This is a genomic window from Halorubrum sp. ARQ200 (assembly GCF_005435115.1).
Lineage (GTDB): Archaea > Halobacteriota > Halobacteria > Halobacteriales > Haloferacaceae > Halorubrum > Halorubrum tropicale.
Genome location: NZ_SGTZ01000005.1, coordinates 1 through 24,942, shown reverse-complemented (window position 1 = coordinate 24,942; position 24,942 = coordinate 1). Strand labels below are relative to the sequence as shown.

25 protein-coding genes and 2 pseudogenes are annotated in these 24,942 nt (G+C 57.5%); 16 read left to right on the top strand and 11 right to left on the bottom strand.

Annotated features, from left to right (window positions below; genetic code table 11):
• Position 1: 1 nt before the first annotated feature.
• The 3 genes from EXE50_RS08630 to EXE50_RS08620 all read left to right on the top strand — a co-directional run bounded on the left by EXE50_RS08630 (position 2) and on the right by EXE50_RS08620 (position 4,361).
• On the top strand, positions 2-2,188 hold the full coding sequence (locus tag EXE50_RS08630; protein WP_053771981.1) for a type B DNA-directed DNA polymerase: 2,187 nt from the start codon (positions 2-4) through the stop codon (positions 2,186-2,188).
• A 381-nt stretch (positions 2,189-2,569) separates the two neighbouring features.
• Complete coding sequence (locus EXE50_RS08625) at positions 2,570-3,568, top strand: IS110 family transposase (RefSeq protein ID WP_053773194.1); 999 nt, start codon at positions 2,570-2,572, stop codon at positions 3,566-3,568.
• Between the two features lie 481 nt (positions 3,569-4,049).
• Complete coding sequence (locus EXE50_RS08620) at positions 4,050-4,361, top strand: hypothetical protein (RefSeq protein ID WP_137704829.1); 312 nt, start codon at positions 4,050-4,052, stop codon at positions 4,359-4,361.
• Positions 4,362-4,576: 215 nt separating this feature from the next.
• Here the strand turns inward: EXE50_RS08620 and EXE50_RS08615 are convergent, their stop codons facing one another.
• On the bottom strand, positions 4,577-5,938 hold the full coding sequence (locus EXE50_RS08615) for a hypothetical protein (RefSeq protein ID WP_053773139.1): 1,362 nt from the start codon (positions 5,936-5,938) through the stop codon (positions 4,577-4,579).
• Positions 5,935-9,111, bottom strand: a complete 3,177-nt coding sequence (locus tag EXE50_RS08610; protein ID WP_053773138.1) for an AAA family ATPase — start codon at positions 9,109-9,111, stop codon at positions 5,935-5,937. The genes EXE50_RS08615 and EXE50_RS08610 overlap by 4 nt, the downstream gene beginning before the upstream one ends.
• Positions 9,112-9,313: 202 nt before the next feature.
• Here EXE50_RS08610 and EXE50_RS08605 point away from each other — a divergent pair, with 202 nt between their 5' ends.
• From EXE50_RS08605 to EXE50_RS08595, 3 genes are all read left to right on the top strand, one after another.
• Complete coding sequence (locus EXE50_RS08605) at positions 9,314-10,183, top strand: DNA adenine methylase (protein ID WP_053773137.1); 870 nt, start codon at positions 9,314-9,316, stop codon at positions 10,181-10,183.
• Between the two features lie 71 nt (positions 10,184-10,254).
• Entirely contained in the window at positions 10,255-11,883 is a 1,629-nt protein-coding gene (locus EXE50_RS08600) for a ribonuclease H-like domain-containing protein (protein WP_082356918.1), read from the top strand.
• A gap of 35 nt (positions 11,884-11,918) precedes the next feature.
• A complete protein-coding gene (locus EXE50_RS08595; protein WP_240471233.1) occupies positions 11,919-14,429 on the top strand; it encodes a DEAD/DEAH box helicase in 2,511 nt (836 codons plus the stop codon).
• A gap of 86 nt (positions 14,430-14,515) precedes the next feature.
• On the opposite strand, the gene EXE50_RS08590 is transcribed toward EXE50_RS08595, so the two are convergent.
• Positions 14,516-15,763 carry a hypothetical protein gene (locus tag EXE50_RS08590; protein WP_053773134.1) on the bottom strand — a complete coding sequence of 416 codons (1,248 nt, stop codon included), beginning with the start codon at positions 15,761-15,763 and terminating at the stop codon, positions 14,516-14,518.
• A 196-nt stretch (positions 15,764-15,959) separates the two neighbouring features.
• On the opposite strand from EXE50_RS08590, the gene EXE50_RS08585 reads away from it, so the two are divergent.
• From EXE50_RS08585 to queC, 3 genes are all read left to right on the top strand, one after another.
• Complete coding sequence (locus EXE50_RS08585; protein WP_053773133.1) at positions 15,960-16,421, top strand: 6-pyruvoyl tetrahydropterin synthase family protein; 462 nt, start codon at positions 15,960-15,962, stop codon at positions 16,419-16,421.
• Positions 16,421-17,197 (top strand): 7-carboxy-7-deazaguanine synthase QueE, encoded by a 777-nt coding sequence (locus tag EXE50_RS08580; RefSeq protein ID WP_053773132.1) that lies wholly within the window; start codon positions 16,421-16,423, stop codon positions 17,195-17,197. The genes EXE50_RS08585 and EXE50_RS08580 overlap by 1 nt, the downstream gene beginning before the upstream one ends.
• Before the next feature lie 94 nt (positions 17,198-17,291).
• On the top strand, positions 17,292-17,981 hold the full coding sequence (queC, locus tag EXE50_RS08575; RefSeq protein ID WP_053773131.1) for a 7-cyano-7-deazaguanine synthase QueC: 690 nt from the start codon (positions 17,292-17,294) through the stop codon (positions 17,979-17,981).
• Positions 17,982-18,024: 43 nt separating this feature from the next.
• Here queC and EXE50_RS17980 read toward each other — a convergent pair whose 3' ends face one another.
• Positions 18,025-18,465 carry a hypothetical protein gene (locus EXE50_RS17980; RefSeq protein ID WP_077152448.1) on the bottom strand — a complete coding sequence of 147 codons (441 nt, stop codon included), beginning with the start codon at positions 18,463-18,465 and terminating at the stop codon, positions 18,025-18,027.
• A 1-nt stretch (position 18,466) separates the two neighbouring features.
• Complete coding sequence (locus EXE50_RS08565; protein WP_053773130.1) at positions 18,467-18,994, bottom strand: sugar-specific transcriptional regulator TrmB; 528 nt, start codon at positions 18,992-18,994, stop codon at positions 18,467-18,469.
• Between the two features lie 278 nt (positions 18,995-19,272).
• On the opposite strand from EXE50_RS08565, the gene EXE50_RS08560 reads away from it, so the two are divergent.
• The 5 genes and pseudogenes from EXE50_RS08560 to EXE50_RS08535 all read left to right on the top strand — a co-directional run.
• Positions 19,273-19,659 carry a hypothetical protein gene (locus EXE50_RS08560; protein ID WP_053773129.1) on the top strand — a complete coding sequence of 129 codons (387 nt, stop codon included), beginning with the start codon at positions 19,273-19,275 and terminating at the stop codon, positions 19,657-19,659.
• Positions 19,656-19,823 (top strand): hypothetical protein, encoded by a 168-nt coding sequence (locus tag EXE50_RS08555; protein ID WP_199241418.1) that lies wholly within the window; start codon positions 19,656-19,658, stop codon positions 19,821-19,823. The genes EXE50_RS08560 and EXE50_RS08555 overlap by 4 nt, the downstream gene beginning before the upstream one ends.
• Positions 19,824-20,077: 254 nt before the next feature.
• Positions 20,078-20,338 carry a type II toxin-antitoxin system HicB family antitoxin gene (locus EXE50_RS08545; RefSeq protein ID WP_053773128.1) on the top strand — a complete coding sequence of 87 codons (261 nt, stop codon included), beginning with the start codon at positions 20,078-20,080 and terminating at the stop codon, positions 20,336-20,338.
• Entirely contained in the window at positions 20,339-20,587 is a 249-nt protein-coding gene (locus EXE50_RS08540) for a type II toxin-antitoxin system HicA family toxin (RefSeq protein ID WP_053773127.1), read from the top strand.
• A gap of 122 nt (positions 20,588-20,709) precedes the next feature.
• A pseudogene (locus EXE50_RS08535) lies at positions 20,710-20,817 on the top strand (7-cyano-7-deazaguanine synthase); the annotation flags it as partial.
• A 159-nt stretch (positions 20,818-20,976) separates the two neighbouring features.
• Here EXE50_RS08535 and EXE50_RS08530 read toward each other — a convergent pair.
• From EXE50_RS08530 to EXE50_RS08510, 5 genes are all read right to left on the bottom strand, one after another.
• Positions 20,977-21,363, bottom strand: coding sequence for a PIN domain-containing protein (locus EXE50_RS08530; RefSeq protein WP_053773126.1), 387 nt, complete (start codon positions 21,361-21,363; stop codon positions 20,977-20,979).
• Complete coding sequence (locus EXE50_RS08525; RefSeq protein ID WP_077152446.1) at positions 21,360-21,635, bottom strand: hypothetical protein; 276 nt, start codon at positions 21,633-21,635, stop codon at positions 21,360-21,362. Before EXE50_RS08525 ends, EXE50_RS08530 begins: the two co-directional genes overlap by 4 nt.
• Positions 21,636-21,810: 175 nt before the next feature.
• Positions 21,811-22,113 (bottom strand): AbrB/MazE/SpoVT family DNA-binding domain-containing protein, encoded by a 303-nt coding sequence (locus EXE50_RS08520; protein ID WP_053773125.1) that lies wholly within the window; start codon positions 22,111-22,113, stop codon positions 21,811-21,813.
• A gap of 156 nt (positions 22,114-22,269) precedes the next feature.
• A complete protein-coding gene (locus EXE50_RS08515; protein WP_053773124.1) occupies positions 22,270-22,551 on the bottom strand; it encodes a helix-turn-helix transcriptional regulator in 282 nt (93 codons plus the stop codon).
• Positions 22,552-22,720: 169 nt separating this feature from the next.
• On the bottom strand, positions 22,721-23,500 hold the full coding sequence (locus tag EXE50_RS08510) for a DUF5821 family protein (protein ID WP_053773123.1): 780 nt from the start codon (positions 23,498-23,500) through the stop codon (positions 22,721-22,723).
• A gap of 232 nt (positions 23,501-23,732) precedes the next feature.
• On the opposite strand from EXE50_RS08510, the gene EXE50_RS08505 reads away from it, so the two are divergent.
• Both EXE50_RS08505 and EXE50_RS17415 read left to right on the top strand, forming a co-directional pair.
• Positions 23,733-24,284, top strand: coding sequence for a type II toxin-antitoxin system death-on-curing family toxin (locus EXE50_RS08505; protein ID WP_053773122.1), 552 nt, complete (start codon positions 23,733-23,735; stop codon positions 24,282-24,284).
• Positions 24,285-24,286: 2 nt separating this feature from the next.
• Entirely contained in the window at positions 24,287-24,424 is a 138-nt protein-coding gene (locus tag EXE50_RS17415) for a hypothetical protein (RefSeq protein WP_004043292.1), read from the top strand.
• A gap of 120 nt (positions 24,425-24,544) precedes the next feature.
• On the opposite strand, the pseudogene EXE50_RS08500 reads toward EXE50_RS17415, so the two are convergent.
• Positions 24,545-24,778 (bottom strand): annotated as a pseudogene (locus EXE50_RS08500) (hypothetical protein); the annotation flags it as partial.
• Positions 24,779-24,942 lie beyond the last annotated feature (164 nt).

The following is a 24,942-nucleotide window of genomic DNA, read 5'->3' as shown; positions in this document are numbered from 1 at the left end:
CGTGACGCTCACGCTGGAGTACCTCGGTGACGGCCGCGTCGCCCGATGGACGCTCACCCCGGACGGCGCCGCTCGCGAGGTTCACGAGGCCCATCACCCGACGCTCTTCGTCGGTGACTCGGTGGACGATCTCTACGGGCGATCGGGTGGTCCGGATCCGGCGCCGCCGTCTCGGGACGGACTCTCGGACGCGCTCCGCGAACTCTGGTCGTTCCTCGATGGACAGGAGGCTATCGAGCGGCTCAGCGTCGAATCACACCGGCAGACGTTCCGGACTGCCGCCCGCCCCTTGCTCCGCGTCGACGCTGCCTCGATCGAGGCGGTCCGGATGGTCGCAAACCGTGTCCGACAGTTTGGACAGCCCGACACCTACACGTGTTACAACGTCGATTTTACCCGGCAACTGCGGTTTTGCCTCGAAACAGACACCCGAGCCGCGCCGGACCGATCGGCTCGTGACCTGCGGACGCTCCATCTCAACTTCCCACGCCACGAATCGGACATCGAGTCGCTACCGCAACTCGCTGTCGAGGGTGATTGCGTCGGGTCCTCGCCGGGCGAAACGATCAGTGGCGTTCAAGCGGCGCTCGACGACCACGATCCCGATGTCCTGGTCGTCTCGACGGCAGCGCTCGTGCCGCTCCTGTTCGAAGCAGCCGACGTCTACGGCGTCGACCTCAAACTCGGTCGACGTGACGGCTACACAACACTCGCCGGCGAGTCGACGTACACGTCGTACGGCACCGTCGGACACTCGCCGGCCCGATACACGGTCCCCGGCCGGGTCATCGTCGACGAGGCCAACTCGTTCTTCTACCACGAGTCCGGGCTGGAGGGCTGTCTTGATCTCGTTGAGCGCTCCGGGCTTCCCCTACAGGAACTCGGGTGGGCCTCAATCGGGCGAGTGCTAACAGCAATGCAGATCCGAGAAGCCAGGGATTGCGATGTACTCGTGCCGTGGCGCGCGTGGCGCCCGGAGCTGTTCAAGCGGGCGTCGACGCTTGACGACGCCGATCGGGGCGGCACGACGTTCGCCCCCGATGTCGGTCTCCACGAGGATGTCCACGAACTCGACTTCGCCTCACTGTATCCCAACATCATCCGAACTCGGAACATCTCCCCGGAGACCGTCCGCTGTGGGTGTTGTGACACCGACGACGTGCCGGGGTTGGACTACTCCGTCTGCGATCGGGACGGCTACCTACCGGAGGTCCTCGGACCATTGATTGACGCCCGGAGTGAGATCAAAGAAGAGATACCCGACGTCGCCGGCGACGAACGCGAGCGACTGGAAGCGGCCTCTTCAGCGATCAAGTGGATCCTCGTGTCTTGCTTCGGGTATCAGGGCTTCTCAAACGCCAAGTTTGGGCGGATCGAGTGCCATGAGGCGATCAACGCCTACGCTCGTGAGCTCCTCCTTGACGCCAAAAGCACGTTGGAGGAAGCGGGCTGGCGGGTGGTGCATGGCATCGTCGACTCCATCTGGGTAACACCCGCCGACGATCGCGAGCAGCGCCCCTTAGAGGTGGTCGCCGCCGAAATCAGCGCGGAAGCGGGTATCGAGTTAGAGTACGAATGCGCGTTCGAGTGGGTCGCGTTCTGCCCAACGCGAAACGGTGAGTCGGGAGCGCTCACTCGGTACTTCGGGAAGCGCCGTGGTGAGGCGTATCCTGAGGCGGGACTCGGCGATGCACTCAAGACGCGAGGCATTGAGGGGCGGCAGCGATCCACGCCAGCGTGGGTCGAAGAGGTCCAAAGCGAGGCGTTGCGCGTGTTCGACGAGACGCGCTCGCCAGAGGCGGTGTGTGATGTCCTCCGGCGGCACCTCCGCGAACTTCGGGAGGGAGGAGTGGATCCCAGTGCGCTCGTCGTCGACAATCGCGTCTCGAAGGATGTGGATCAGTACTCAATGGAGACGCTTACCGTCGCTGCCCTCAAGCGGGCACAAATCGAAGGGTCGGGATTGGCTCCTGGACAAACTGTCCGGTATGTCGTTGTTGATGCGGACGCACGAGGTGCATCGCGGGTCAGGTTGGAGTTCGAAGCCGTGCCACGGTACGACACCGGGTGGTACGAGGACATCGCTGTACGCGCCGTTGAGAGCGTGCTGGCGCCGGTCGGCTGGCGGGAAAAAGAGATCAGACAGTACCTCAGTGAGACGAAAGACGAGACGCTAGCGAGTTTCTGAGAACAGCAGGCTGCGCTTTGTGCCGTTCCTTCTAATGCCAGTCAGAATTGGTCGCGCGCCGCCTCCGTTGCGAGCCAGTGTGCGCCGATCAGTCTGGTCTTCACCTACGTCGCCCTCTGGTTCAGTCGGGTAGTATATCCGAAAATTCTGCTGTGTTGACTCGATGGAAACGCTGCTACCCTAGGAGAGCGTGAAACAAGATATGGGGCGCAAGAGACCGACCGCTATTCCGTGCCTCAGAGCACGTCGTGTTGACTGGTCCGTGTGCGAAAGGAGCCGAGTCATGGGCGCTACAGCCCGGATGCCGCGCCCCGCGGCATCCGGGAAAGCCCGAATAGGTGAATCTCTGCTTCACGCACTGGCGTCCCGGGTGAACAAGCTATGTACCTCGGAATCGACGTCCACAAACGGTACGCACAGGTGGCAGTGATGGATGAGGCTGGGAAGATCGTCGAAGAGGTTCGCGTTGAGAACGCGAACCTCGACGAGCTCGCCCAGCGGTACGCCGGCGCACAAGCCGTGCTTGAGGCGACTTCCAACTACTACCACATCCACGACACGCTGTCGGAGCACTTGGATGTGACCGTTGCTCATCCCAAAAAGATCAACCAGATCGCAGACACCGACAAGAAAACAGACCGCGTGGACGCAAAAGAACTCGCGCGGATGCTCCGGTTAAACTCGGTGCCTGAAAGCTACGTTCCAACCGAGGAGGTCAGGGAAGCCCGCGCACTCGTGCGCGGGCGACAGACCTTGGTCGAAAACCGTACCAAGTACGCCAATAAGGTCCATGGACTCCTCTCCGATCACGGCATCACCGAGGACGTGAAACCACTAACCGTGGAGGGACGAGAGTCCCTGCGGGGACTCTCGATCCCGATGCCGTTCGACACGTTGCTTGAGTCATACCTCGACCTGATCGAGTCGCTCACCGAGGAGATTCAGAAGCTTGATGAGACGATTGAAGAGTGCGCTGGGTCTCTGAAGGAGACCCAGCTGCTGATGACAATCCCTGGGGTGAGCTACTACACGGCGCTGACGATCTACGCGGAATTAGGTGGGATCGACCGGTTTGACGGTGACAAGGAGGTTGTCAGTTACGTGGGATTGAACCCGGTGATCCGCGAGTCAGGCGACTCGCGGATCGAAGGGGGCATTTCGAAACGTGGATCAGGGCGTGTACGATGGCTGCTCGTCCAAGCAGCAAACACCGCAGTTCATACGAGTAACGACGAGTATCTGAGTCGGTTTTACGACCGGTTAGCAAGCCGGAAAAACTCACAGAAAGCGATCGTGGCAGCAGCTCGGAAGATGCTGGTATCGATCTATCACATGCTTGATCGGGGAGAAGCGTACGATCCACCGGGTGTAACCGCATAGACGAGGGATCTGAGGGCCGCCGGTCCGGCGGCCCTCAGTGGCCGGCCGAGGCCCTCCGTGAGCGTCAGCTATCGCCAGACAGCGACCGCACCGCAGACACGTTCTGACCGCCTACCGGCTGTGAAAACAGCAGATCCCCAGACGGCGTAATCATTTTGTCGCTAGACGTGGTTTGCCCGGGTAGCAGCGTTTCCATAGGTGAATAGCGATCTTTGAGCCATGGTGAGACGATACCGATCTTGAGATCACTAGCGTCAACCGCTAACAAGCCAACTCAAATTTTGACCACCTCGGTCAACACCGGTATTCAACAGAGCAGTTTAGACCGTAGTGAGATATGCGGCCTCGGCTCTGTTGAAATCCTATTATTCAAATATATTCTTTACCGAAAAGCTCGGTCGCTACCGATGGTAGCCCGAGCAGGGGCTATGGCGCCACCGTTGTGCCCAACATTCTTTTCAATTTGTCTCAAGAATAACGTATGCGAACAAAAGAATTCGCCCAAGATACCGACGTGGTGTTTGACGCTTGTAGGGAAGTGGTCGGATACGCTGGATGGAAGACAGCCGATGTTGACAGTGATAAATTGACTCTGAAGGCGCTCACACCGCTTTCTTGGAAGTCTTTCGGCGATGAAATTGAAATACAGGTGTCCACCGAGGGTGGTAGCACCGTCGTGACCGTGTCATCGAAACCAAGATTCTCGGTCATGAATTGGGGGAATGACCTCGCAAATGAGGGCGTTTTCTTAGAGAAATTGGCACAAGAGATACACAGGTACAGTTCCCGCTAACGAGCAGTCACACCTCGTGCTGTACTGAGTGATCGAGGCCGAGAAAATATCAACTTCTGAGGATTTCAACAAGCCAAGAAAGTGTAATCATAATCTCCCAGCCGATTCATATGCCATCACTGTCAATATCTGTGGCGAAATAGCTACCGACAGCTGCCTCAAAATTGGCAGACAGCGACGAGGTAAATGGCTAGACTGCTGTTACAGTCTTCGAGTTATTGATTGAGAACCGATCGGAGTATCGTTGGGAGCTCCTCATCAAGTTCTCCTGCCTGAATAATGGTTATCGGCTCGTCTTCTTGTGCGTCTACAGACGGTGTCTCTTGGTCGAGGTCCTGTACGACGAGGAGGCCGTTCCACCCGGTGCCGAAGATGTCCTCCTCGTCACTCGTGTCTCGCTCGAATACGTAGTCTTCGTTGATGCGGAGGAAGGCGAGGTATTCGAGTGTCTCTTTGATCCCAGTTCGGATTGTTTCTTCGCGGGTGCTGTGCTTCACTTCGGCGATGAGGTACTCGTACGTGATCGGGTCGTCGGATTTGACTTCGAGAACAATGACATCGGGACGACCGGTGTGGTTCTGGAAGTTCTTCTCGAAGTACGTGCTGGCGACGTCGCGTGCGGTTTGTTGGACGCGCTCAGCACGAGTTGGTTCACGGTCGTCCGGAGTGGCTTCTGTGCGGAAGGAGAGGCCGCGGTCGCTGGCGGACGTGTCGTGATACAACACGATTTCTTGCTCACCGTCGATCTTAGCGACTTCTTGCCGTCCGCTTTTGATTGTTTGAAAGACAGGCCGTGTGTCTTGTATATCTTCGAGCGTGGTGATGAATCGGAAGAGGACGTAGAGTTCGAAGAGTCGGGCTTGGTCGTCTGGGGTGATGGCGGTTTGACTCAACAGTGTACGTAGCGCGTCGGGGTTGCCGTCGAACAAGTCTTGACGGGCGCGGAGAAGCGTGGCGGCGTCGCGGTAGATTTCTTGTCGGGAGTTGGCGGCGGTGGTGAGCATGCGTTCGGTTGGTTCGTACGTGTCTGGGTCGCGGATGCGGCGGACGTGGACGTTGCGTTCGACGGTCCGCTGAACTTCATCGATGAGGTCGGTGTTGGCTTGCCACCGGTCGGTGACCCAGTCGTAGTTGCCTTTCAGGTACTCGTCGGCGTCACGCAGCGTTGTGTAAATGATTGAGAGAAGGCGTTTTAGGACGATGTTTTCGGGGATATCGTAGTCCTCGGAGCGGTTTTCGGTGACGAATAACGAGCGGTCGTTCGGGTTGGTTGAGTACCGGGCTTTGACCGTTGCGCCCCAGTTGATATGCCCATCAATCCCACCGCGTTGCGTGCGGGCAACGGTTTTCGTTTCGGTGCGGACGTTCCGCAGCCGTTGTGAGAGCTGCTCGACGAACTCGACGACATCGGGCTTGAGGATGAAGTGTAGGTCGAGCAGGAGCTCGTAATCTTCAAACCGTTGGTCGAGTGCCTCGGGCTTGATCGAGGTGGCGAGTTCCTGTTTGGGGAACCCGCCACTCATGACGTACGCGAGGATGTCTTGGGTGAGCCCGTCGATTAGCTCCTCGCGGTTCATGAATCACTCTCAGTGTCGATCGTGACTTGGAGCATGTCACTCGCAGCGGTTCGAAGCACGTCAGAGTCAGTCGCGTCCACCGTTGCGATGTGCGTGATAATTTGCTTGCGTTCAGGGACGCCCTCAAGCTGCGGGAAGATATAGCTGATAACGGCCTCGGTGACACGTTCAGAGAGGTCGTCTCCTGTGCCGGTGTGGCGGTTCGTGACGTACGCGAGCATATCGCGGACGATCGCTGGGCCGATCGACCGGTCCTCAACAGCCTGGTTCGTCTGCTTCCACACTTGCCCGATCGCGTCGCGTTCCTCATCGCTCGGGTCGAGCCCGTCCCAAGCCCCAATGTACGCATCCATCTCGCTCGTCAGCTCGTCCCGCGCGGTGTCGTCGTCCCCAGTAGAGAACTCGGGAGCAGGTACGCGGATGAACGCAAAGCGACGCATGAACGCATAGCTCATTTCGTACAGCGACGTTTTGTCATACGTGTTCATCGTGGCGAAGATCCGCCACGAATCGGGGACCACGTATTGGTGTTCAGCAGGCAAGCCGTCGAGGTGATCAGTCGTGAGGAGCTCAATCTCACGGTCATTCCGGGTGAAGGGGAGCTGAACGGATTGGCCAGAAAACAGCGTGAACAGTTGGCCGAACGCCTTGTCGATATCAGCCCGATTCAATTCGTCGATGATCACGGGCTCATTCGATTGAACGTCGGTTTGCGTATCTTTGAGCCGATTGAGGATAATGCCGGGCGTGAATGCGAGGTCACCGTCCGAGTTGTCGCCGCTGGTTTCGGTCGGCATGTACCCGCCGACGGTGTCGAACGTGGACCAATCAGCTGTTGCCGTAGTGAGTTCCGATCCTGAGTACAGGTGCGGGTACGCGTCGGCGAGGTGCGTGGCGACGCGTTCTACGATCTCGGTTTTCCCGGTGCCGGGCGGGCCGGTCAGGATGACGTGGTCGCCGGCGAGGAGTGCGGCTTCGATTTGCTCGATAATCGTCTCACCAAGGTCACCCGGGAAGTACAACCCGTCAAGGAGCTCATCGGCCGGGAGCGTCCCGGTAAACGCTTTCTCGTAATTGACTGGTGACAGTTCTGTGAGGTCAGGTGCGAGCGCGGTGATGATGGCGCGTGGACGGGAGCGGTCTTGCGTGCCGTCTTCGCTGCGGAACGTGACAAACGTGTTCTGTGTCGGGAACTCTGTGCCGCTTGCCTCTCGACAGAGTTCTTGAACGCGGTCAATGGTGAGTCCGTTCTGCGTTAACGCGGTGAGTTCGTCGTTGAGTTCCGCGTGGCTTTTCGCTCGCGTGCTAGTTGTGAAATCGAGTTGGTTGATGTCGCTCGTGATGAACACCCGGTCAAGCCCGATGACACGCTCTATGAGTTGGTCTGTTTCGTGTTCGTCGTGTAGCCAGTACTCGGTTTTCTGGTACGGGTGGCCGAAGATCCCGACGCCGAACACGACTCCGTCTTGGGTTTCCAGCTCGGTGTTTGACGGTGTTTGCTGAGCGTGGAAGATGGCTATGTCACCGGGTGAGGCGTCGCGCCAGTGGTCGGCGTGTGTCTCTTCTACGGGGATGCCGCGGTATTCGATGGCGGTCAGCCAGTAGTCGGGTGGCGCGGTGAGCTTGTAGACAGTGGTGTCGCTCTGCTCGTCGAGATGTGTGAGAACGGGATGGCCGATATCGGGTTCCTCCTCGTCGTCAGTCTCAGTATCGTCTGCTGGTTGCTGTGTTCCCTGTTTGAGGAGGTACTCGCCAGCTGCCTCGCTGAGGTTGTAGAAGTATTGCTGATTGATCCCGCCAGCGTTCACGGGATAGTACTGGTCGAGGCGGTGCTCCCACAGTGTTTTGAACACGTCGGCGAATGCGAGTGGGTCTGGAAACCGCGTGAATTCGGTTTCAACACGATAGTGTTCCTCTTCATCGACATCATCATCTCCGTCACCGGTTGTGATGATGTGGGCTGGTTCGACGACTTCGTGATACCCGACGATTTCGCCGTTGTTGTAGCTGAAGACGATGTCACCGACGGTGAGTTTCGGCAGGTCGTACTGGAATAAGTCGTCGGTCGGGGCTTGGAGGTATTCGCCGTCAATTTCTTGTTCACCTTGATTTACCCAGTAGTACGGTGCCGGCTCTGTGATTGGCTCGATGGTGCGGGTTCGTTCTTCGTGCGTAAGGATCGCTAGGAGATCGTGCCAATTGTTGGAGCGTCCGGTGAACGGGTCGTCGTAGGTCCCGTCATCAGCGACTCCAATCTCGATATTTTGGGAAGCAGAGGCAGCTTCGCTGAGGAGGTCTTCTGTGAAATAGAGGAAGTCATCGAGGACTGGGTCGTACAAATCAGCGGTGTCTGTGTTGAGGACGATCCCGACGATCGTCTCAGCCGCATCGCGTTCTAATGCGTTGTGTTCGCTGTCAACGCTGATTTGTAGGAACTCCGGATCGGTGTGTGTGCCTGTGTGTGAATCGTCTATGAATGGGTGATGAACACGGATGTGGGTTGGCTGGTCGCCCGGAATCTCTACTTGGAATCCTTCGAGTGTGCTGTCTTCGATACGTATTCCGTGTTTGTCGCAGTGCTGTCTCAGGACATCGATCCAGTCGGTCGTTGCGTCTCCAGTTGCTGGCGGGATTACGATACGATCGCTGAGCAAATTGAGCGTTTCAACAGCATCTCGCCCAGCCTTCGTCAGTGAGTTCGTGTCTCCCTCATGGGTGAGGTACCCGAGCGCTTGAAGCCATTCTCGGTGCCGTTTAATTGCTGTGCCTGTGGACGCAGCATCGAATTCGGCGACGATCAGGTCCTGTATTTCCTCATCTGTTTGAGGCGAGTCAGCGAGTGCGGTGAGAATCGTATCGAAGCCTTTGATCCCGCTGCGAAGCGCCTGAAGCACCACGAACGGGTCATGGGTTAGATTGTATCGTTCACCGTACACCCCTAGGCGGCACGTCTCCCCTTCGAACCGCACGAGGTGTAACGACTCGAAGAACCCCATGTTCCGATCGACAAACGGCTCACCTCCACCGCCTGTATTGTGGTCGAACCACTCGTAGAGCGCTTTGCGAGACGGGTGTTCATCACCGACGAACGCGAGAAATTCTTGGAGGATTGAGATGCGGTTATCGACACCGCCGTAGAATCGGTCCGTGCTCATGCGGCGATCGTCGTCCATACCCGCACTGTACACGGGAGTGATGTAACTCTAATTACTGAACGCCGCCACGATCGCTGGCAGGCATCCGGGGCGAACCAGTAAACCTGATCATAGAGTGCCCTGTGGCAATTCGTGTCTCTACATACCGGGTCAAAGCGATAGCAGGTTACTGCTGAATACGAGGCAGGTTTTTTTATTCACCATCGAAACGTGGGTGTGAATGGTTGAACCGATTTTGAAGTGGGCGGGTGGGAAACGCCAGCTTCTCTCTGAAATCACGGGGCTCTTCCCGACGTCGTATGAGGCGTATCATGAGCCGTTCGTGGGCGGTGGAGCCGTGTTCTTTCACCTGGATCCTGATGCGGGAACGATTAACGATCTCAACGAGCGGTTAACAACGTTCTACGAGGTTGTCCGCGATCACCCGGATAGGCTTATTGAGGAGAATAAGACGCACGAGCACTCGGAGGAGTATTTCTACGAGGCACGCTCGGAGTTCAACGAGTTCCTCTCGGACTCTACCCTGAAACATGAGAACCGTGTTCGGGAAGCGAGTCTGCTGTTGTATCTAAATCGGACGTGTTTCAACGGGTTATATCGAGAGAACAGCGACGGGGAATTCAACGTCTCGTTCGGCCGGTACACGAATCCGGACTGGGTACAGGAACAACGGATTCGGAAGGCCTCCCGCTCATTACAGGGTACCCGAGTGTTCAACACCGATTTTGAATACGTGGTTGAGGAGGCGACGGACGGCGATCTCGTGTATTTTGACCCGCCGTACGAGCCGGTGTCGAAAACAGCGGATTTCAATTCGTATCACGCCGATGGGTTTGATCGAGACCATCAGCGTCGGTTGCGAGACGCGGCTGTTGAGCTCACAGAACAGAACGTCTCAGTTCTCATTTCGAATTCACCACCGGTCACAGAGTTGTATGAGGAGCATGACGCGTTCTCAGTGACGTACGTCGATGCGACGCGAGCGATTAACAGCGACGCAAGTAATCGTGGCGAGGTTGCTGAAATCCTGATAACGAACGTCCAACCTGAGAACCGGCGGCGGAAGACGCTCGCAGATTTCACTGAGTGACGACCCCTTCTAATCACTTTCACGCCGCTCTTCGAAGATTAATATGCTCCCGGGTCAACGTATCAGTTGAGATGACAGACGAGCCGGATTCTACTCGGCACTCCGACTCCACCCGTCCACCACCGTTGAGTACTGACGGTGGGGGGACGGGGCCGCAACTGCCGGCGTTGCCGCCTCCGGATGAGTCGCCGACTCGAATCCTTGCGCTTTCTGGGGCCGCTGTGAGCAGTTCTCACCGCGATACCATCACCGCGGTAGTCGATAGCTTGGATCCTGATGTGCTTGTTGCGACGGAGCCGCAGGCGAGCATCGTTGGCCCGGCTCTCAATCGGGGGTTCGATTTCGATATTCTTGAAGTTGGCACCGGGATGCGGCCGGACGTGGCGGTTACAGACGAGGATCGGTGTGTTGTCATAGCGTTGCCGATGGGTGAGGAGCCGCTCGACCCAGAGCGGATTGCGAGCAGAGTCGGGATGTCTTCAGTGGGAGAAGATCCGGCTGATGTAGCGACGGCTTCTCAGATCTGTCTGATTGACCAGTCTGTTTCGTTATCTGTGGATCCGTATGCCCGGTCAGCAACGCTTGAAGGGCTCCGTACCTATCGTGGCCGGGTTCCGGATCAGTGGTGGACGCCGCGTACAGTTCATCTTTCGACGGCGCTACGGGCTGGGTTCACGACGACACGGAGTCACGGAGACGATGGTGACGCGCAGTTTGTTGGTGTCGGGATGTCGAACGCCGATCTCGGTGTTGGTACGACGGCGGATACGACACAGGCAACGCTCGTTGCGCTCTACTCGAACGGAGCGATCGACGTGTCCGAGATTGATCCGCAGAAATTCGGCTTGCGCGGTGTTCCGGAGATCGGTCCGACACGGTTTGAGACGCTGCGTGATGCTGGCATCACTACCGTTGAGGCGCTCGCTGACACTCCGCTCCGGCAACTCACCGAATTATCTGGGTTGGGGCGAACGTCTGCGAGCACGATCCAGACCGCTGCTGAGGCACAGTCCACGAATACCGTCCTCCCGACGGGTGATGATTCGTTACCGAATCAGGATCCGGTGTTCATCGACATTGAGACGGACGGGCTGAATCCATCGACGGCGTGGCTGATCGGAGTTCTCGACGGCGGCCCTGAGGATGGGCACTACATGAGTTTCCGGGAACAGGCGGTCGGTGACGGGTCACACTTGGAGGCGTTTATGACGTGGCTCACCGGTGCTGCGTCGGGCCGGCCGGTTGTCGCATGGAACGGGTACCGATTCGACTTTCCGGTCATCACCGAACAACTCCAGCAGCACCACCCAGATCTCGTGGAGGCTTGGACCGATCGTTATCAGTTCGATGCGTTGTGGTGGGCTACAAGCAAAAATGGCGGCAACGCAGCGCTTCCTGGGCGAACGAACAAGCTGGAGCATGTCGCTGACGCGCTTGGCTGGGAGCCGTCGACGAATGGGATTGACGGTGAGACCGTTGCCAAGCTGTACACAGCGTATCGAAGCCAAGTTGCCGGAGACACGCATGCCGGAACCGTTGTTGAACCCGACTGGGACCGGTTGGAACGGTACTGCGAAGACGACGTGCGAGCGCTCGCGACGATTTACGAGCATCTCGAAGCAGCTGCGCGACGGGACTCGGAAACGAAGACGCCGACCGGTGAAAACAGCTCACAAGGCTCGCTCGCCGATTTCTCCTGACCATGACTGATAACCATTCACCTCGATCCGAACACGTGAGTTCAACCGACACGCGGATGCTGCGGCCCGATGGAGGGACTGCTCGTCACCGCGAGGTACTCTCTGAGTCGGAGCTGAAAGAGTCGTTCCCGGACTGGCGTGAACAGATCCGGCATAGTGAGCGGCTCGACGCGCAGTCTGCTGAGACTGTCGCTCCCGAGGACGTACTTCAGGATCGGCTTGCGTCACCGCTCGGCCATGATCTGTACTCACATCAGGCCGAGGCACTGGATCTGCTTGCGGCCGATGAGAACGTGGTTGTTACGACGTCGACCTCATCGGGAAAGACGCTGATCTACCAGCTTCAGATCGCACGGAATCACCTCGCTAACGATGATGCGACCGCACTCTGTCTGTTCCCGACGAAAGCGCTCACAAACGACCAAGAACAAGCGCTGAACGATCGGTTGCGCGGTGAGTTGGATCTTGATACTCACATCGGGACGTATGATGGTGACACCAAAGATGAGCGGAAACGGACTGTTCGTGAGAATGCGAACGTTATCCTCACGAACCCAGCCGGGTTGAACGTCTACTTACCGCGCCACAACAAGGATCGCGGCTGGCATCGCTTCTACAGTAATCTTGAGCTCGTGGTGATTGACGAGGGCCACGAGTACGGCGGTGTCATGGGGACTCACGTTGCGTGGATCTTGCGCCGGCTTCGGCGCGTACTCGCCCACTACGGTGCGGACCCGCAGTTCGTGATCACGACTGCGACGATCGGTAATCCGGCTGCTCACGCCTCCACATTGACTGGAGCCGAGTTCAGCGTCGTCAGCGAGGATGGGTCGCCGCGTGGGAATCGTGATATCGTGTTGTGGGAGCCGCCGCTCGATGACGAGGCGCTCGAAGGGTATGATGATGGCAGCGGCGACCTCATGGAGGGGTTCGAACAGGCGCGTCGGTCCAGTGCGCGTGAAGCGTCCTCTGTGACGGCGCACTTGGCGGTTAACGGGATTCAGACGCTACAGTTCACGACAGCCCGTCAAGGGACCGAGATCGGTGCAAAACAAACGGTACAGGCCGTCCGTGGCCACCCGCGTGATGGGTACATCGACGTTGAACCTTACCACGCGGGCCTTGGGAAGCGGAAGCGCCGAGCTGTCGAAAACCAGTTAAAAAGCGCTGACCTCGATGCGGTCATCTCGACGAACGCGTTGGAGTTAGGGATTGACATCGGGTCGGTGGACGCAACGGTGACGGACTCGTATCCGGGGACCAAACAGTCCTTCTGGCAGCAGATCGGGCGGGCGGGCCGCGGGACGAGTGACGCGCTCTCAGTGCTTGTTGGGGGGACAGACGCGATGGATGCCTATATTCTCGATAATCCAGGGTATCTATTCGATGACGACACCGTGGAGGACGCAGTGGTCTCTATCGACAACGACCGCGTCTTCGCAGACCACCTGCTCGCGGCAGCCGCCGAACGTCCGTTGACGGCTGAGGATGCGCCGTATCTCGGTGGCGAGGACCGGTTCCGAGAGATGACAGCCATGTGGCAAGACGCCGGGCTGCTCGAACAAGCGGGGAATCTCGACGCTGGCGGTGTCACCTACGCCGGCGACCGACGCCCGCAGAGCCGGATCTCGCTGTACGGGACGACGGGCATCGATTACGAGGTGGTCTGTACCAACGGCGAGATTGAGCACGACCCGGTCGCTACGGAACGAGCTTACCGTGACTACCATGAGGGGGCGTTGTTCCTCCATGCGGGCCAACAGTACGAAGTGACAGAGGTGGACCACAGCCAGCCCCACCCGCGAATTCACGTCGAAGAGGTAGCTACCACGCACTACACGCAGACGCTGTCAACCAAGCAGGTTCAGGATCTCGAAGTCAAAGACCACACGTCGCTGGCAGGTGACTATGAGATCTACTTCGGGACAGGGACGGTGCGGATCACCTACGGGAACTACATGGTCCGTGACTATCAGACGGGTGAGCTAATTGAGGGGCCGCTTCCGACCGAGACACCGCCGCTTGATTTACAGACCGAACTCCTGTGGGTCTCGCTGCCCGAAGACCATCTACAGGCGACGATCAACTCGCTTGACGAGCCGCTCTTAGAGCCAACAGAACGGGCGGGCGATGATCCGCGAGTCCCGATGGAGCAAGCGCGGTACACGTACGCCGGCGGGCTCCACGCCGCTGAACACGGGATAATCCAACTCGCGCCGCTGGAGCTGATGATCGATAACCACGATATTGGCGGACTCTCAACGCCGTCGCACCCACACGAGACGATCCCAGGACCAACATGGTTTGTTCATGACGGAATCGACGGTGGGATCGGCTTCTCAAAAGCGATATACGAGCACATCGAGACACTAGCGGATCGGACACGCGAACACATTGCTGACTGTGAGTGTGGCCGTCGCCGGGGCTGCCCGCTCTGTGTCATGAGCGAAGACTGTGGGAACAACAACGACCCACTCGATACTGCGACTGGGACGATGATTCTTGATGACTTGTTGGCAGCGTTCGATACACAGTCAGAGAGGTAGCGAGGTATTCGACGCGGAACAATCCATTCACAGACGGACCTAAGCCGGTGAGTGCGTACAGTTCTCCGTTGAAACTCTCTCCTGGGTCACCGTGGTCCGGATGCGCTACCAACTGCTTGCTCTAACCGCCATGTGTTGCTCAACACGGTCTTCTTGTCGTCGGTGCCGCCGGTGGTGAGGATTCCGACGTGGTAGAGCTGGTATTTGAATTGGAAGTGAATGCCAGACTTGTACACTGTCGGATCAGTCAGCACGGCTTCATTGATGTCGCCGTCTGCGGTGAGGACGTCGTCGCGTCGATTCTGTGTGAAGAACACTTCGACGGCGAGTGGTTGGTTGATGCGTGTGGCTTCGAGTGCGACGTCGGCGAGCGTCGCGTCCCGTGTCCCGTTCTGATGAAGCCGTTCGAGCGCGGTGATGATGAGTCGAGTCGGCTCGTATTGGATGGCGACGGAGCGTGCGAGCTGTGCCCATCGTGGGGCGAGCTCGGTGAACCTCGTTGATCTGCCTGTCCACGTGTCGAACTCGGCGAGCGCCGCTGTAATACTGCCGTGTTGGTCGTGGGCGAAGCGCACGACTTCTGCGCCGAGGTGCGTGAGCGAGTCGCCGTTGGGCTGGTCGTTGACGAGGTTCAACAGAATCGCGCCGCGCCGCCCTCCAGAAATAGCGTTGATGACGTTGTCGGCGTACACGGTCTCGGTGTCACCGTCGGCAGCAAGCGCAAGCGCGTATCCGAGGTAGTTTTTCGGGTGATTTACTGGGAAACTCCCGTCGGTGAGTCGGTGCGTGGTTGCTTGGAGTCGCACCGCGTCGATCGTCGTGGAGAACTCACCGGCCCCCGTGACACGGGCGGGCTCGACGACACGTGCCGAATCCGAATCGTCGACGGCGATGACACCGACGTTGAGATTCCGCGCCTGGGCACGTGCTGTGTCGGTGATACTGGGCGCCGGCGCAGCGACGTAGCCAAGGTTGACTTCAGGGAGATGGTTGTGCGCTTGGGTGATACCGCGAGCGACGTCCGCAGCGGCCGGGTCCGAGTTGTGGCCTTTCGCCTCGATCACTGTGACTGGTGTCGTGGCCGCATCACCGTTGAGCACCTCAGTGGCCGGCATCCCAACGCCGAGAAGATCTGGTTCCCCAGCAGCGAGTCGAATCGTGTTGTACGGCGCAAGCCGCTCTCGTAGCGCCTGCGGAATAGTCCACCCGCCCCACGTGGATTGCGTGAACTGCGTTTCTGTGACCGCGTACTGATCGGGGCTCGTCTCAATATCAGGATACAGCGTATCTTTCGCAGCAGCAAGCACCGTAGGTTCAGCGAGCGAGGCTGCCATTACACTGGCTATCACTCGTGGGGAACATAATTGGGGGGTTCAGAGAACCAGAATCAGAGGAGTAGTGTATCTATTTGCCATGAGTTCTAGATTTACCGTTGACACTCTTTGATGGCTTCCGTCGATCGTACAGCCTGAGGCATCGGCAGGATGACCAAATCTCAACGCTTATCCCTCACACAAGTATTCTTCAAGTATGTCCCAGAGCATATCGAGAGATGACTCTAAGCCGATCGATCTCGCTGAGGCCGGCCAACGAACACTCCAAATCGGAGCCGGCAACCCCATCCGAATCAGCTCGGGCCACCGCATCCTTCACCACGACGGGAAGTGCTCGCGGCCACATGGCCACAACTACGAGATTACCGTCGAAGTGACCGGGGAACTCACCGAAGAAGGCTGGGTCGTCGACAAAGGCGACATCACGGACGTCATCGACGCGTGGGACCACCGGTTCCTCGTTGAGGAGGGCGACCCACTTGTCGACGCGTTCGAAGCGTCGGGCGACGGCGACGCCCTCGTCGTCTTGGAGCACCCGCCGACGGCGGAGGTGATGAGTGTCCTCCTCGAACAACGCATGCTCGATGCGTTCCCGGACACTGTCTCGGACGTGTCGGTGTCGGTGAGCGAAACCGGCGAACTCTGTGCGTCGTACTGATGCCGGTCGCACACGATATCGAGGAACCCGCAACGGACGCTGACGCGACTGGTGAGGGCCTCCCGATCAACGAGGTGTTCTACTCGTTACAGGGAGAGGGAACGCTCGCAGGCGTCCCCTCCGTCTTCGTGCGGACGTCTGGGTGTAACCTCCGGTGTTGGTTCTGTGATTCGTACCATACGTCGTGGGAGCCGACCGGGGCGTGGCGCGACGTCGATTCGATCATCGAGAAGGTGCAGTCCCACGAACAGGCTGACCACGTCGTGCTCACAGGTGGGGAGCCACTCATCCACGAGGAGTCAGTCGAACTCCTCAAGCGACTCGACGCAGAGGGGTATCACACGACGGTGGAGACGAACGGGACGATCCATCGGGACGCGCCGATCGATCTGGCGAGTATCAGCCCGAAGCTGGCGAACAGCACGCCGACACCGGAGCGTGACCCGAAGGGGGAGGGAGAGTGGGAACAGAAACACGAACAGAATCGGATCGATATGGATGCGTTGTCCCAGATGGTCGATGCGTACGAGACCCAACTCAAGTTCGTCGTGACCGACGTGTCGGACCTCCCAGAGATCACAGACCTGGTTGACCGAGTGCGAGAAGCGACGGCGACGACCGTCGCCGATGATGACGTCCTGTTGATGCCGGAGGGCATGACGCGCGAGCAACTCAACGGGACGCGAAGCGAGGTCGCCGAGTTAGCGATGGAGTACGGGTACCGGTACACGCCGCGACTCCACGTCGATCTGTGGAACGACGCACCGGGGACATGAACGTCGTTCAGGGACAGTCTGGTCGACATCGTGTGGTACCGCGAGTGCGGTGTGGTGAACAGAGTGACAATCGATTCAATACAACTGGGCAGACATGAGCAACAAAAGCGCGGTGATTCTGGTGTCCGGCGGGATGGATAGTGCGACGGCTGTCTACGAGGCGATCGAGCAGGGGTACGAGCCGTACTTCCTCCACACGTCGTACGGGCAGCGCACCGAAGACAAGGAGTACGAGTGTGCGAAAGCGCTTGCTGAGGAGGTCGACGCGGCCGACTTCCTCCATATCGAAACGGGGCACCTCTCGCAGATCGGTACATCGAGTTTGATGGACGAAGAGATGGACGTGGCTGACGCCGACATGGAGAGTGACGAGATCCCGATGTCGTATGTTCCCTTCCGAAACGCGAATCTGTTGTCGATGGCGACGTCGTACGCAGAAGCAACAGATTCAGAAGCGCTGTTTATCGGCGCGCATTCGGAAGATTTCTCCGGGTATCCTGACTGTCGCCCGGCGTTCTTCGATGCGTTTCAGAATGTGATCGACGTCGGGACGAAACCGGAGACGGACATCGAGTTGCAAGCACCGTTCGTCGAGTGGTCGAAAACGGAGATCGCGGAGCGCGGGTTGGAGCTTGGCGTGCCGTATGAGATGACGTGGTCGTGTTACCGGGACGAGGAGCCGGCGTGCGGAACGTGTGATGCCTGTGCGTTCCGGTTAGAAGCGTTCCGGAACGCTGGGTCACGCGACCCGATTACGTACGCTGAGCGGCCGGAGTTCTCGTAATTCATTGCTAGTTGGTGGTGGTCAGTTCGGTTGGAAAGACCACTCACCAGAGCGACTCAATACGTTGCTCGATTGCTTCGAACACCGTTGAGTACACATCGAGTGGATGATTCGAAGGAAGGTCGAGATCTGAGATGTCCGTTCCGGCTGGCGGTTCGTGGAAATGGAGTCGAGTGTTGTGTGTATTTGGATGCCGATCCCAGCGGCACTCCCAGTGGGTGTTATCTCCCCGAGTCTCGACGTAGTGAATGGAAAAATCACCAGTCGTGAACCACCGGATATCGACTCTGGCGGTAGCCACCGCGTCGGGATACTGTTCAGTGTCTAGGGTTGTAGTGAGCAATCGCGGTTCGTACGCATCAGGGTCGAACTGGGTGTCAGCAACAAGTGGGTCCGTCGTCAACTGTTGTTCGAGCAGGCGTAACGTTTGTCGATCGGGTGGACCCGTAGAGCCAGCCGCTGAATCCTCCGGAGGCGGACTCATCTCAGGCGGGGATCAGATGCCCGTCGTTCTGTGAGAGTTGGCGAGCGAGTTCGTAGAGTCGAATATCTCGAATGACACCTTGCCAGTCGCTTACTGCGGTCATGCGGTCGTGGATCGTCTCATGGTCCTCAGCGTCGAACACTGCAACGGTTGCTGGGTCGGTGGTGCCGAATTCGTCTTCGTACTCTGTCCGTCGTTGTTCGAGCGCTTCGACGCGGTCAAGAATCGCATCGACAGAGAGGTCCGTAGCGATCCGACTCGCCTCTTGCCACTCGAGATATCCGTCGTGTCGCTGATACCTGGCCGGGCGGCTGTCAGTATCGGCGCGGGCAATACCCATCTCTGCGAGGCGATCGAGGTGCTTTTTTGCTGCGTTTGGAGAGCAGTCTGCGAGATCTGCGACATTCGTGTACGTCGTCGGTGACGTGAGACCGAGAACGACATCGTAGACACGGCTGAATGTATCCGTTCTGTCCTGCCAGCGTGGCGTCTCTACCGCTGAGTCAGGAGCCGGGTCGAACTCGCTCATGGACGCCTCTACGGAACGAGTCTCAATATATCTTTGTATCAAGCATATATCTGCGAGCTGGTGTACGGTGCGTTTCATCCAGTCGATAGTGCGCTCGCGTGTGCTCCAGCTCTCGACCCCTCCTCGCGGTGGCCGGTAGAGAATTGACCAAGATGTTGCTCAGCCGAGTGAACAGAGTTGTTGAGCGCAAAAGGCAGGTTGTCAACCAATTTGGCAGATCGGGACCGTCGATCGGCGGCGACATATAGCTCGAAACTAGTGAGGAATACAGACAGCCGATGGGTGACAACAGCGTCGAGTATCGTGACTGGGTCGAGTATCCCCACGCCCGACTCCGTGTTGAGATCGTGAAGGAGGCGGGGGTCCCCAAGCGGTTTGTCGTCCAATTGGAGCGGCGCGTCGACGACGGTTGGCATGAAGTCGTCCGGTTCGACCACGATCCAGAGAACCCGATGGGGCACGATATCACCGAGGAGGGACTTCACATGGATGTCTACAAATTCGGTGAGAAGGCCCGCGTCAAAGACGATTTCCCACCCGTGAATTTAACACGAGCGCCGCGCTACTGTATCGCGTACATCGAGCAGCACGCCGACACGCTGCTCCGGAGATTCGAGAAATGGCACGATCTGAATCAGGATCCGACTGGCAGGAGGAGTCCATGAGTGATGCCGAGCTTGAGGCGTTCAAGGACGCCATCGGGGACCTCGGCGATCGCGTGAGTGAATTCCTCGCTGAAGGGTCGGACCTCTCTGCGGAGGAGATCGATGCCGACGTTGAGGACCTCCCCATGCCCGATCCCCTTGAGGACCGCGCTGCCGACGAGTAGGTTGAGAAAGAGTACGAACTGGCTGTAGGGACCGTACGACTAATCTCGCAACCGTCTCTTCACGACCTCCCCAAGTTCTTTCGCAGGAATTTCTTGGAGTCGCTCGTCTTCGCTCAATGTATCTAAAACAGCCCCAACGGGCTCGGTGAACTTGAAAACCAAGTGAACACCCGATTTGAATCCACCACTGACCCGTTCGCTTTCCAGAACACGGTACGTTCCGGGCTTATTCGAGCGGTCCACGAAGAAAGAGTATGACGAGTGCGACACGCGACGCATCCAACGGGGAAGGCATCGAGCTCATTCACGAGGATGACGGCTCGATCACTGCGAGAGATATCGAGACCGGTGTCGCCTCCTTCGGCGAGACGAAAGCGGAAGCGCTCCGGATGCTTGCGGAGGCGATCGAACTTCACGAAGGCGGTGGTGAACCCCTCACCGATGAGGATCTCGAAGAGTGGGGTCTCGAAGAGACGGAACCCGGTGACAAGGAGCTTCCCGAATTCATGCAGTGAATGGTCCGGGCGAACTTCTCCGGGCGCGAGATTGCGTCTGTTCCAGACTTCGGGTACAAGCGTGTCGGTCGTGTCGGTAGCCACCTGAAAATGCGGTATGAATCACCGGATACGGACGAAGTCCGGATCGTGACTGTTCCGATGGCATCAGAAGACGAGATCCCGACCGGAACATTACAGTCGATCGCAGACCAGTGCGGAGCCGACGACTTCCACGCGTGGTGTGAGTGGATCGACGAGCACCGGTGACGATCGGCTCGGCGCCGACTCGTCGGCCGTTAATTCGTGCACACTCGGCTCGTTTCCAAAGATATCCTATTGCCGTCTGGCGTTTTCCGCGCGTTTCAGCAGATAATTAAGATTGGGGCACGGAGCCGGCGTGCGGAACGTGTGATGCGTGTGCGTTCCGGCTCGAAGCGTTCCGGAATGCTGGGTCACGCGATCCGATCGGGTATGCTGAGCGGCCGGAGTTCTCCTGACATCCTCCCCGCGCTGAAGCGCGAGGCTTTCTCCTCGATTCCCGGTAACGGCTGATTGGCACAGCCAGGAGCCGTCACCGGGACAGCGACAAACCGTAAACACCCCAACCCAGCGGTGCGGGGCCGCGGGAATCTTCGCCCTTCAGGGCGGAGAGGATGTCAATTCTCCTCAGTCGGTTCCAACGGAAGACGCTCAGAATCGACATTCTCGTATGCTTTGTCAGAATTTAAGATGGGATGGCCACGAGTTTCGGCAGTAGCGGCATGGAACGAATCGAACGCGGTCATTCCGTCATCGAAATAGTTCACAGCCTTGAGCACGATCTGGCGTTCTTCATCGGTCTCAACGGGAACAACCTCAAGCATATTTGAGAACAGCTTGATGTAGTCGAACTCGTGGCGCTCTTCGATGAGCAGAATCTCCAAATACGAATACGTCGATGTGACAACGTCGTATTCTTCCAATTCTTCTTCTGCTCGGTCTTTTAGCCAGTCAGAGTCCTTAGCGAGGGCGAGAAGATAGTCTGTCTCAACGTACGTAGTCATGTGTCGCTATCCTCAGCCGACCGTTTTCCTCGGGCAAACCCCGCTTTAGCATCCTTTTTTGCCTGTTCTCTCGCACCCTCACGGAGTTCGTCTGTCGACTTATGTTCAAATGCGTCGCCAGCAGCGTCACGAATAGCCTCAAGCGGGTTCTCGTCGATGGGGATTAGTTCGAGACGGTCTTCATATTCGACCACGTGGAACTTCTTCCCATACTTCTGTCTCAGTTCTGAGGACAGATACAGCCGTCCGTGCGAATCTGTTTCCACTGACATAGATGTACTTTTGCGTGGCATGAATAAAGATTTTATCCCAAATATTCGTTGGTTGTCCCATACCAATCATCAGCGGGCGATCCTTCGGCGACGAGGTCGCCTTCGTGGAACCTGGGCCGCCCACGAAACCATCCAGTCGGTTGGACGTACCGAGACGGGGCGCTATGACCACTTCTTACTCCTCAGTTGAGAACTGCGAGTCGCGTTCCTTCCGGTCCTGGTCGCGTTTCTCTGTGAGGATCTCAGACGCAGGCTTGTCCGTACTCGCTTCGCTACGGGCGGCAAAACCGCGCATCTCGCTCGGTGAGCGGACTTGTTCAACGATCACCTCTCCATCTTCGGTTTCCCGGAACAACACCTTCCCAGGCGCTTCGATCCCGAGCTTTTCGCGGAACCGTTTTGGGATAGTCGCCTGGCCGTGCTTAGTGACGGCGACAATCTCTTTTTCAGAGTTATTTGACCGTTCTGTCTTGCTCATAGTTCATAATTAGATCTCGATCATGATCAAATTTTCTTCTTATTGACAAACAGTTGTTGCTCCTCTGTTGGGTGTTTGGTCGAGTTCGAAGTGTGGTTCGGCTTTTGAGGGACGCGGAATGCTAGAATCAAACAGTCCTCGAACGCAGCGGTTCGATCACCCGTCGTGGTCAATATACCCGGCTTCCCATTCGGCCCGCGCTTCAATCTCTCTGGTGCCCCGACGAGTAGTGGTGTACTCGTTGGTCCGTCGGTCGCGCTGGCTCTTCTCGATGAGTCCCTTCTCAACGAGCGTGTCGAGGTTGGGATAGAGCCGCCCATGATGGATTTCCTTTTCGTAGTAGTCCTCGAGCTCGTCTTTGATCGCGAGTCCGTGGGGGTCATCAAGTCCGGCAACTACGTACAGCAGATCGCGCTGAAAGCCAGTCAGATCGTACATGTCGCAATTTTCGTATTCGAGTTTTGAAATACTATTGATCTGGTAACTGCGTGTTATAAAATATATTTCACACCCTCTACGCAGTGCTTTTGACTGCTTCATCTCATACTTGAGTCGAAGAAGTACCGTATACCCGTCTCGATCGTCAGTGGCTGTCGTGGGGCGGATGCTACAGCGGAGACCGGATCTCGGTGGAGAGTGTTTTCAGATCTGCTGTCGCGAGCTCGTCAGTTGCGATAAGGCGAAGTCGGGGGCGACCGATGTCTAGTGGGACTTTTTCAGTCTCGATGAGGCCAGCATCTTCGAGTGCTGATTTGGCCCGTGAGAAGGTTGCTTTCGAAGCGATACCCGTATCTTCTCCCCACTTCGAGATGTCGTAGAGGAGGACCTCGTTGCGGGCTGCGAGGATGAGCATAATCTCGACGATACTGAGGTATTCGCTGCTGTTGGAAATTTCTTCAGCGTGTGCGAGGACTTCGTCGAGGTCGGCTGCGATATCGTCGCCAATCTCCTCCCGGAGCGTCTGTTTCACGACTGAGAGGGCAGGTGTCCGGAGGTGATACTGCTCTGCGGCTTCGAATCTGGAGTCGAACTCACCGTAGACTGATGAGACCAGCTCGGGATCTGAACTCGAAATACTGTGCGTGTCCATCACAGGGACTACAGTCTCAGATTCGGTTGTGAAGATAGTATTCTGAACTGGCCCCGTGAGTGTTCGGAGGCTGAGTTGCTCTCGGTGGATGAGTTCGGCGATCTTTGAGGCCGTGAGGAAGCTGTAGAGGGCGTCTTTGATTTCATCTGAGTCTGCGAGCAGTCGGACCTTGGGCTGGTCTTCAACTGTTACTGCTTCCTCTGCGAAGGCCGCGATTTGTTCAGAGCGAGGATTGATATACAATGCTGGCTCGTCTCGTTCGGGAATCATCTGAGTGAAAATGTATTCTTTAGTCATGTTCTGTAATTTTATCGATATGGACTTAACAGATGCGATATTTGAAGATTAGACTAGTTTGTCAGTTACGGAATAGAGCTGACTATCCGTTTCGAGTACGCTCATAGGAAGCAGATTGGTGGTCGCAGTAGTGGTCCTCGATATGGGGTAGTAGAATCCTCGATTCTCCATAAATCGAAGGGCACCGGCGAAAGCAGAGGTTAGATAAGCGTCCTCACAGAGGGTATCGATAATGGGCGAAGAATCGGAGTCGATCAGCTATTTGTCGGCTGCTGATATCCGTGACATTCACGAGTTGATCGTGGAGTCAAATGCGGACACGACAGCGGGTATCTCTTCACCAGGTGATATCGAATACACCGTCGAACATATCCAGGAAGGCCATTTCGGCCAGGTTCCCGAATCGCCCCACGAGAAGGCATTCCAGCTGCTGCGACTCATCGCGGCGAATCATCCGTTCGTCGATGGCAATAAGCGAACGGCGCTTATGTCGGCCCGGATTTTCTACGCGCTGAATGGCCACCGCTTCGATTACGATCGAGAGATCAAAGAGACCCTGAAGACGCTCGCGACCGATGAGGGCGCTGTCGATGGGGATGACGTGATCGAGTATCTCAGAGCACACACAGAGCCGCTCGCTCCGGAGTACGAGGCAATCATCAACCTGTGGCTGTCACGCATCGAAGGCACAGATCAGCTATCCAGAGATCCCAAGCTCGATACAGGCGATAATGAACAACACGAACCGAACGATTATGACGATGACCGCCATAGTGATGAATAAGGATGGCCGCTGAAAGTGAGCAGCCCGAGATTCCCGATGAGCTGTCCCCCGAAGAGGCACGGCAGTATCTCATTCGGTTCCTCGGACGCCAAGACCTCGACGAGCACGAGGAGATCTACGACGAACTCGCGACCGAGTAGGACTCTCTCCAGGCTGTTCTCCGTAGTACTGCAACGGTACCGTGGTTTCTCGCAGAGCGAGACCGTTCCAATCCGGAGCGAAAGCGAGATTGACGCACCGGTTTTCCCGTTCGCACTGGGACATCGGCCACGCATATGGAGTAACGGGCCTTCCAAGTGCCCCAGTTCGACCCGGAACCGGGTCAGTGCTGCGAGCGTGTCGACGACCAGCCTACAGCCGTCACAGGCGGCGTGATCGCGCTCGTCGGGATCCGGCTCCGTCTGAATCGCACAGTCGACACAGATCGGGGGGGTGACCCGCTCATCTTGCCCCCAGGTGTTGGCCTCCCCAGTCTCGGTACCGGTAGGGGCATCACCCGCCGTGGTTCGGTTGTGATTTAGCCTTCGGTGTCGCTCTTATGTAGAAACGTGGAAAGCGCGTATAATTACACTCAGACGGCTCTAATCTGGAGATATGTCTTCCACTCAGCCAGCGTTTGGCGGGATGTTTCGGCAGTTGATCGAGCTCGGAGTCATCG

Coding starts and splice junctions, on each gene's coding strand:
- EXE50_RS08525 (WP_077152446.1), bottom strand. CDS start 21,635: ATGTCAGTGGAAACAGATTCGCACGGACGGCTGTATCTGTCCTCAGAA.
- EXE50_RS08560 (WP_053773129.1), top strand. CDS start 19,273: ATGGGTGACAACAGCGTCGAGTATCGTGACTGGGTCGAGTATCCCCAC.
- EXE50_RS08620 (WP_137704829.1), top strand. CDS start 4,050: ATGCGAACAAAAGAATTCGCCCAAGATACCGACGTGGTGTTTGACGCT.
- EXE50_RS08545 (WP_053773128.1), top strand. CDS start 20,078: ATGACGAGTGCGACACGCGACGCATCCAACGGGGAAGGCATCGAGCTC.
- EXE50_RS08590 (WP_053773134.1), bottom strand. CDS start 15,763: ATGGCAGCCTCGCTCGCTGAACCTACGGTGCTTGCTGCTGCGAAAGAT.
- queC (WP_053773131.1), top strand. CDS start 17,292: ATGAGCAACAAAAGCGCGGTGATTCTGGTGTCCGGCGGGATGGATAGT.
- EXE50_RS08605 (WP_053773137.1), top strand. CDS start 9,314: ATGGTTGAACCGATTTTGAAGTGGGCGGGTGGGAAACGCCAGCTTCTC.
- EXE50_RS08510 (WP_053773123.1), bottom strand. CDS start 23,500: ATGACTAAAGAATACATTTTCACTCAGATGATTCCCGAACGAGACGAG.
- EXE50_RS08610 (WP_053773138.1), bottom strand. CDS start 9,111: ATGGACGACGATCGCCGCATGAGCACGGACCGATTCTACGGCGGTGTC.
- EXE50_RS17415 (WP_004043292.1), top strand. CDS start 24,287: ATGGCCGCTGAAAGTGAGCAGCCCGAGATTCCCGATGAGCTGTCCCCC.
- EXE50_RS08520 (WP_053773125.1), bottom strand. CDS start 22,113: ATGAGCAAGACAGAACGGTCAAATAACTCTGAAAAAGAGATTGTCGCC.
- EXE50_RS08515 (WP_053773124.1), bottom strand. CDS start 22,551: ATGTACGATCTGACTGGCTTTCAGCGCGATCTGCTGTACGTAGTTGCC.
- EXE50_RS08600 (WP_082356918.1), top strand. CDS start 10,255: ATGACAGACGAGCCGGATTCTACTCGGCACTCCGACTCCACCCGTCCA.
- EXE50_RS17980 (WP_077152448.1), bottom strand. CDS start 18,465: ATGAGTCCGCCTCCGGAGGATTCAGCGGCTGGCTCTACGGGTCCACCC.
- EXE50_RS08505 (WP_053773122.1), top strand. CDS start 23,733: ATGGGCGAAGAATCGGAGTCGATCAGCTATTTGTCGGCTGCTGATATC.
- EXE50_RS08615 (WP_053773139.1), bottom strand. CDS start 5,938: ATGAACCGCGAGGAGCTAATCGACGGGCTCACCCAAGACATCCTCGCG.
- EXE50_RS08580 (WP_053773132.1), top strand. CDS start 16,421: ATGCCGGTCGCACACGATATCGAGGAACCCGCAACGGACGCTGACGCG.
- EXE50_RS08555 (WP_199241418.1), top strand. CDS start 19,656: ATGAGTGATGCCGAGCTTGAGGCGTTCAAGGACGCCATCGGGGACCTC.
- EXE50_RS08585 (WP_053773133.1), top strand. CDS start 15,960: ATGTCCCAGAGCATATCGAGAGATGACTCTAAGCCGATCGATCTCGCT.
- EXE50_RS08625 (WP_053773194.1), top strand. CDS start 2,570: ATGTACCTCGGAATCGACGTCCACAAACGGTACGCACAGGTGGCAGTG.
- EXE50_RS08540 (WP_053773127.1), top strand. CDS start 20,339: ATGGTCCGGGCGAACTTCTCCGGGCGCGAGATTGCGTCTGTTCCAGAC.
- EXE50_RS08565 (WP_053773130.1), bottom strand. CDS start 18,994: ATGAGCGAGTTCGACCCGGCTCCTGACTCAGCGGTAGAGACGCCACGC.
- EXE50_RS08530 (WP_053773126.1), bottom strand. CDS start 21,363: ATGACTACGTACGTTGAGACAGACTATCTTCTCGCCCTCGCTAAGGAC.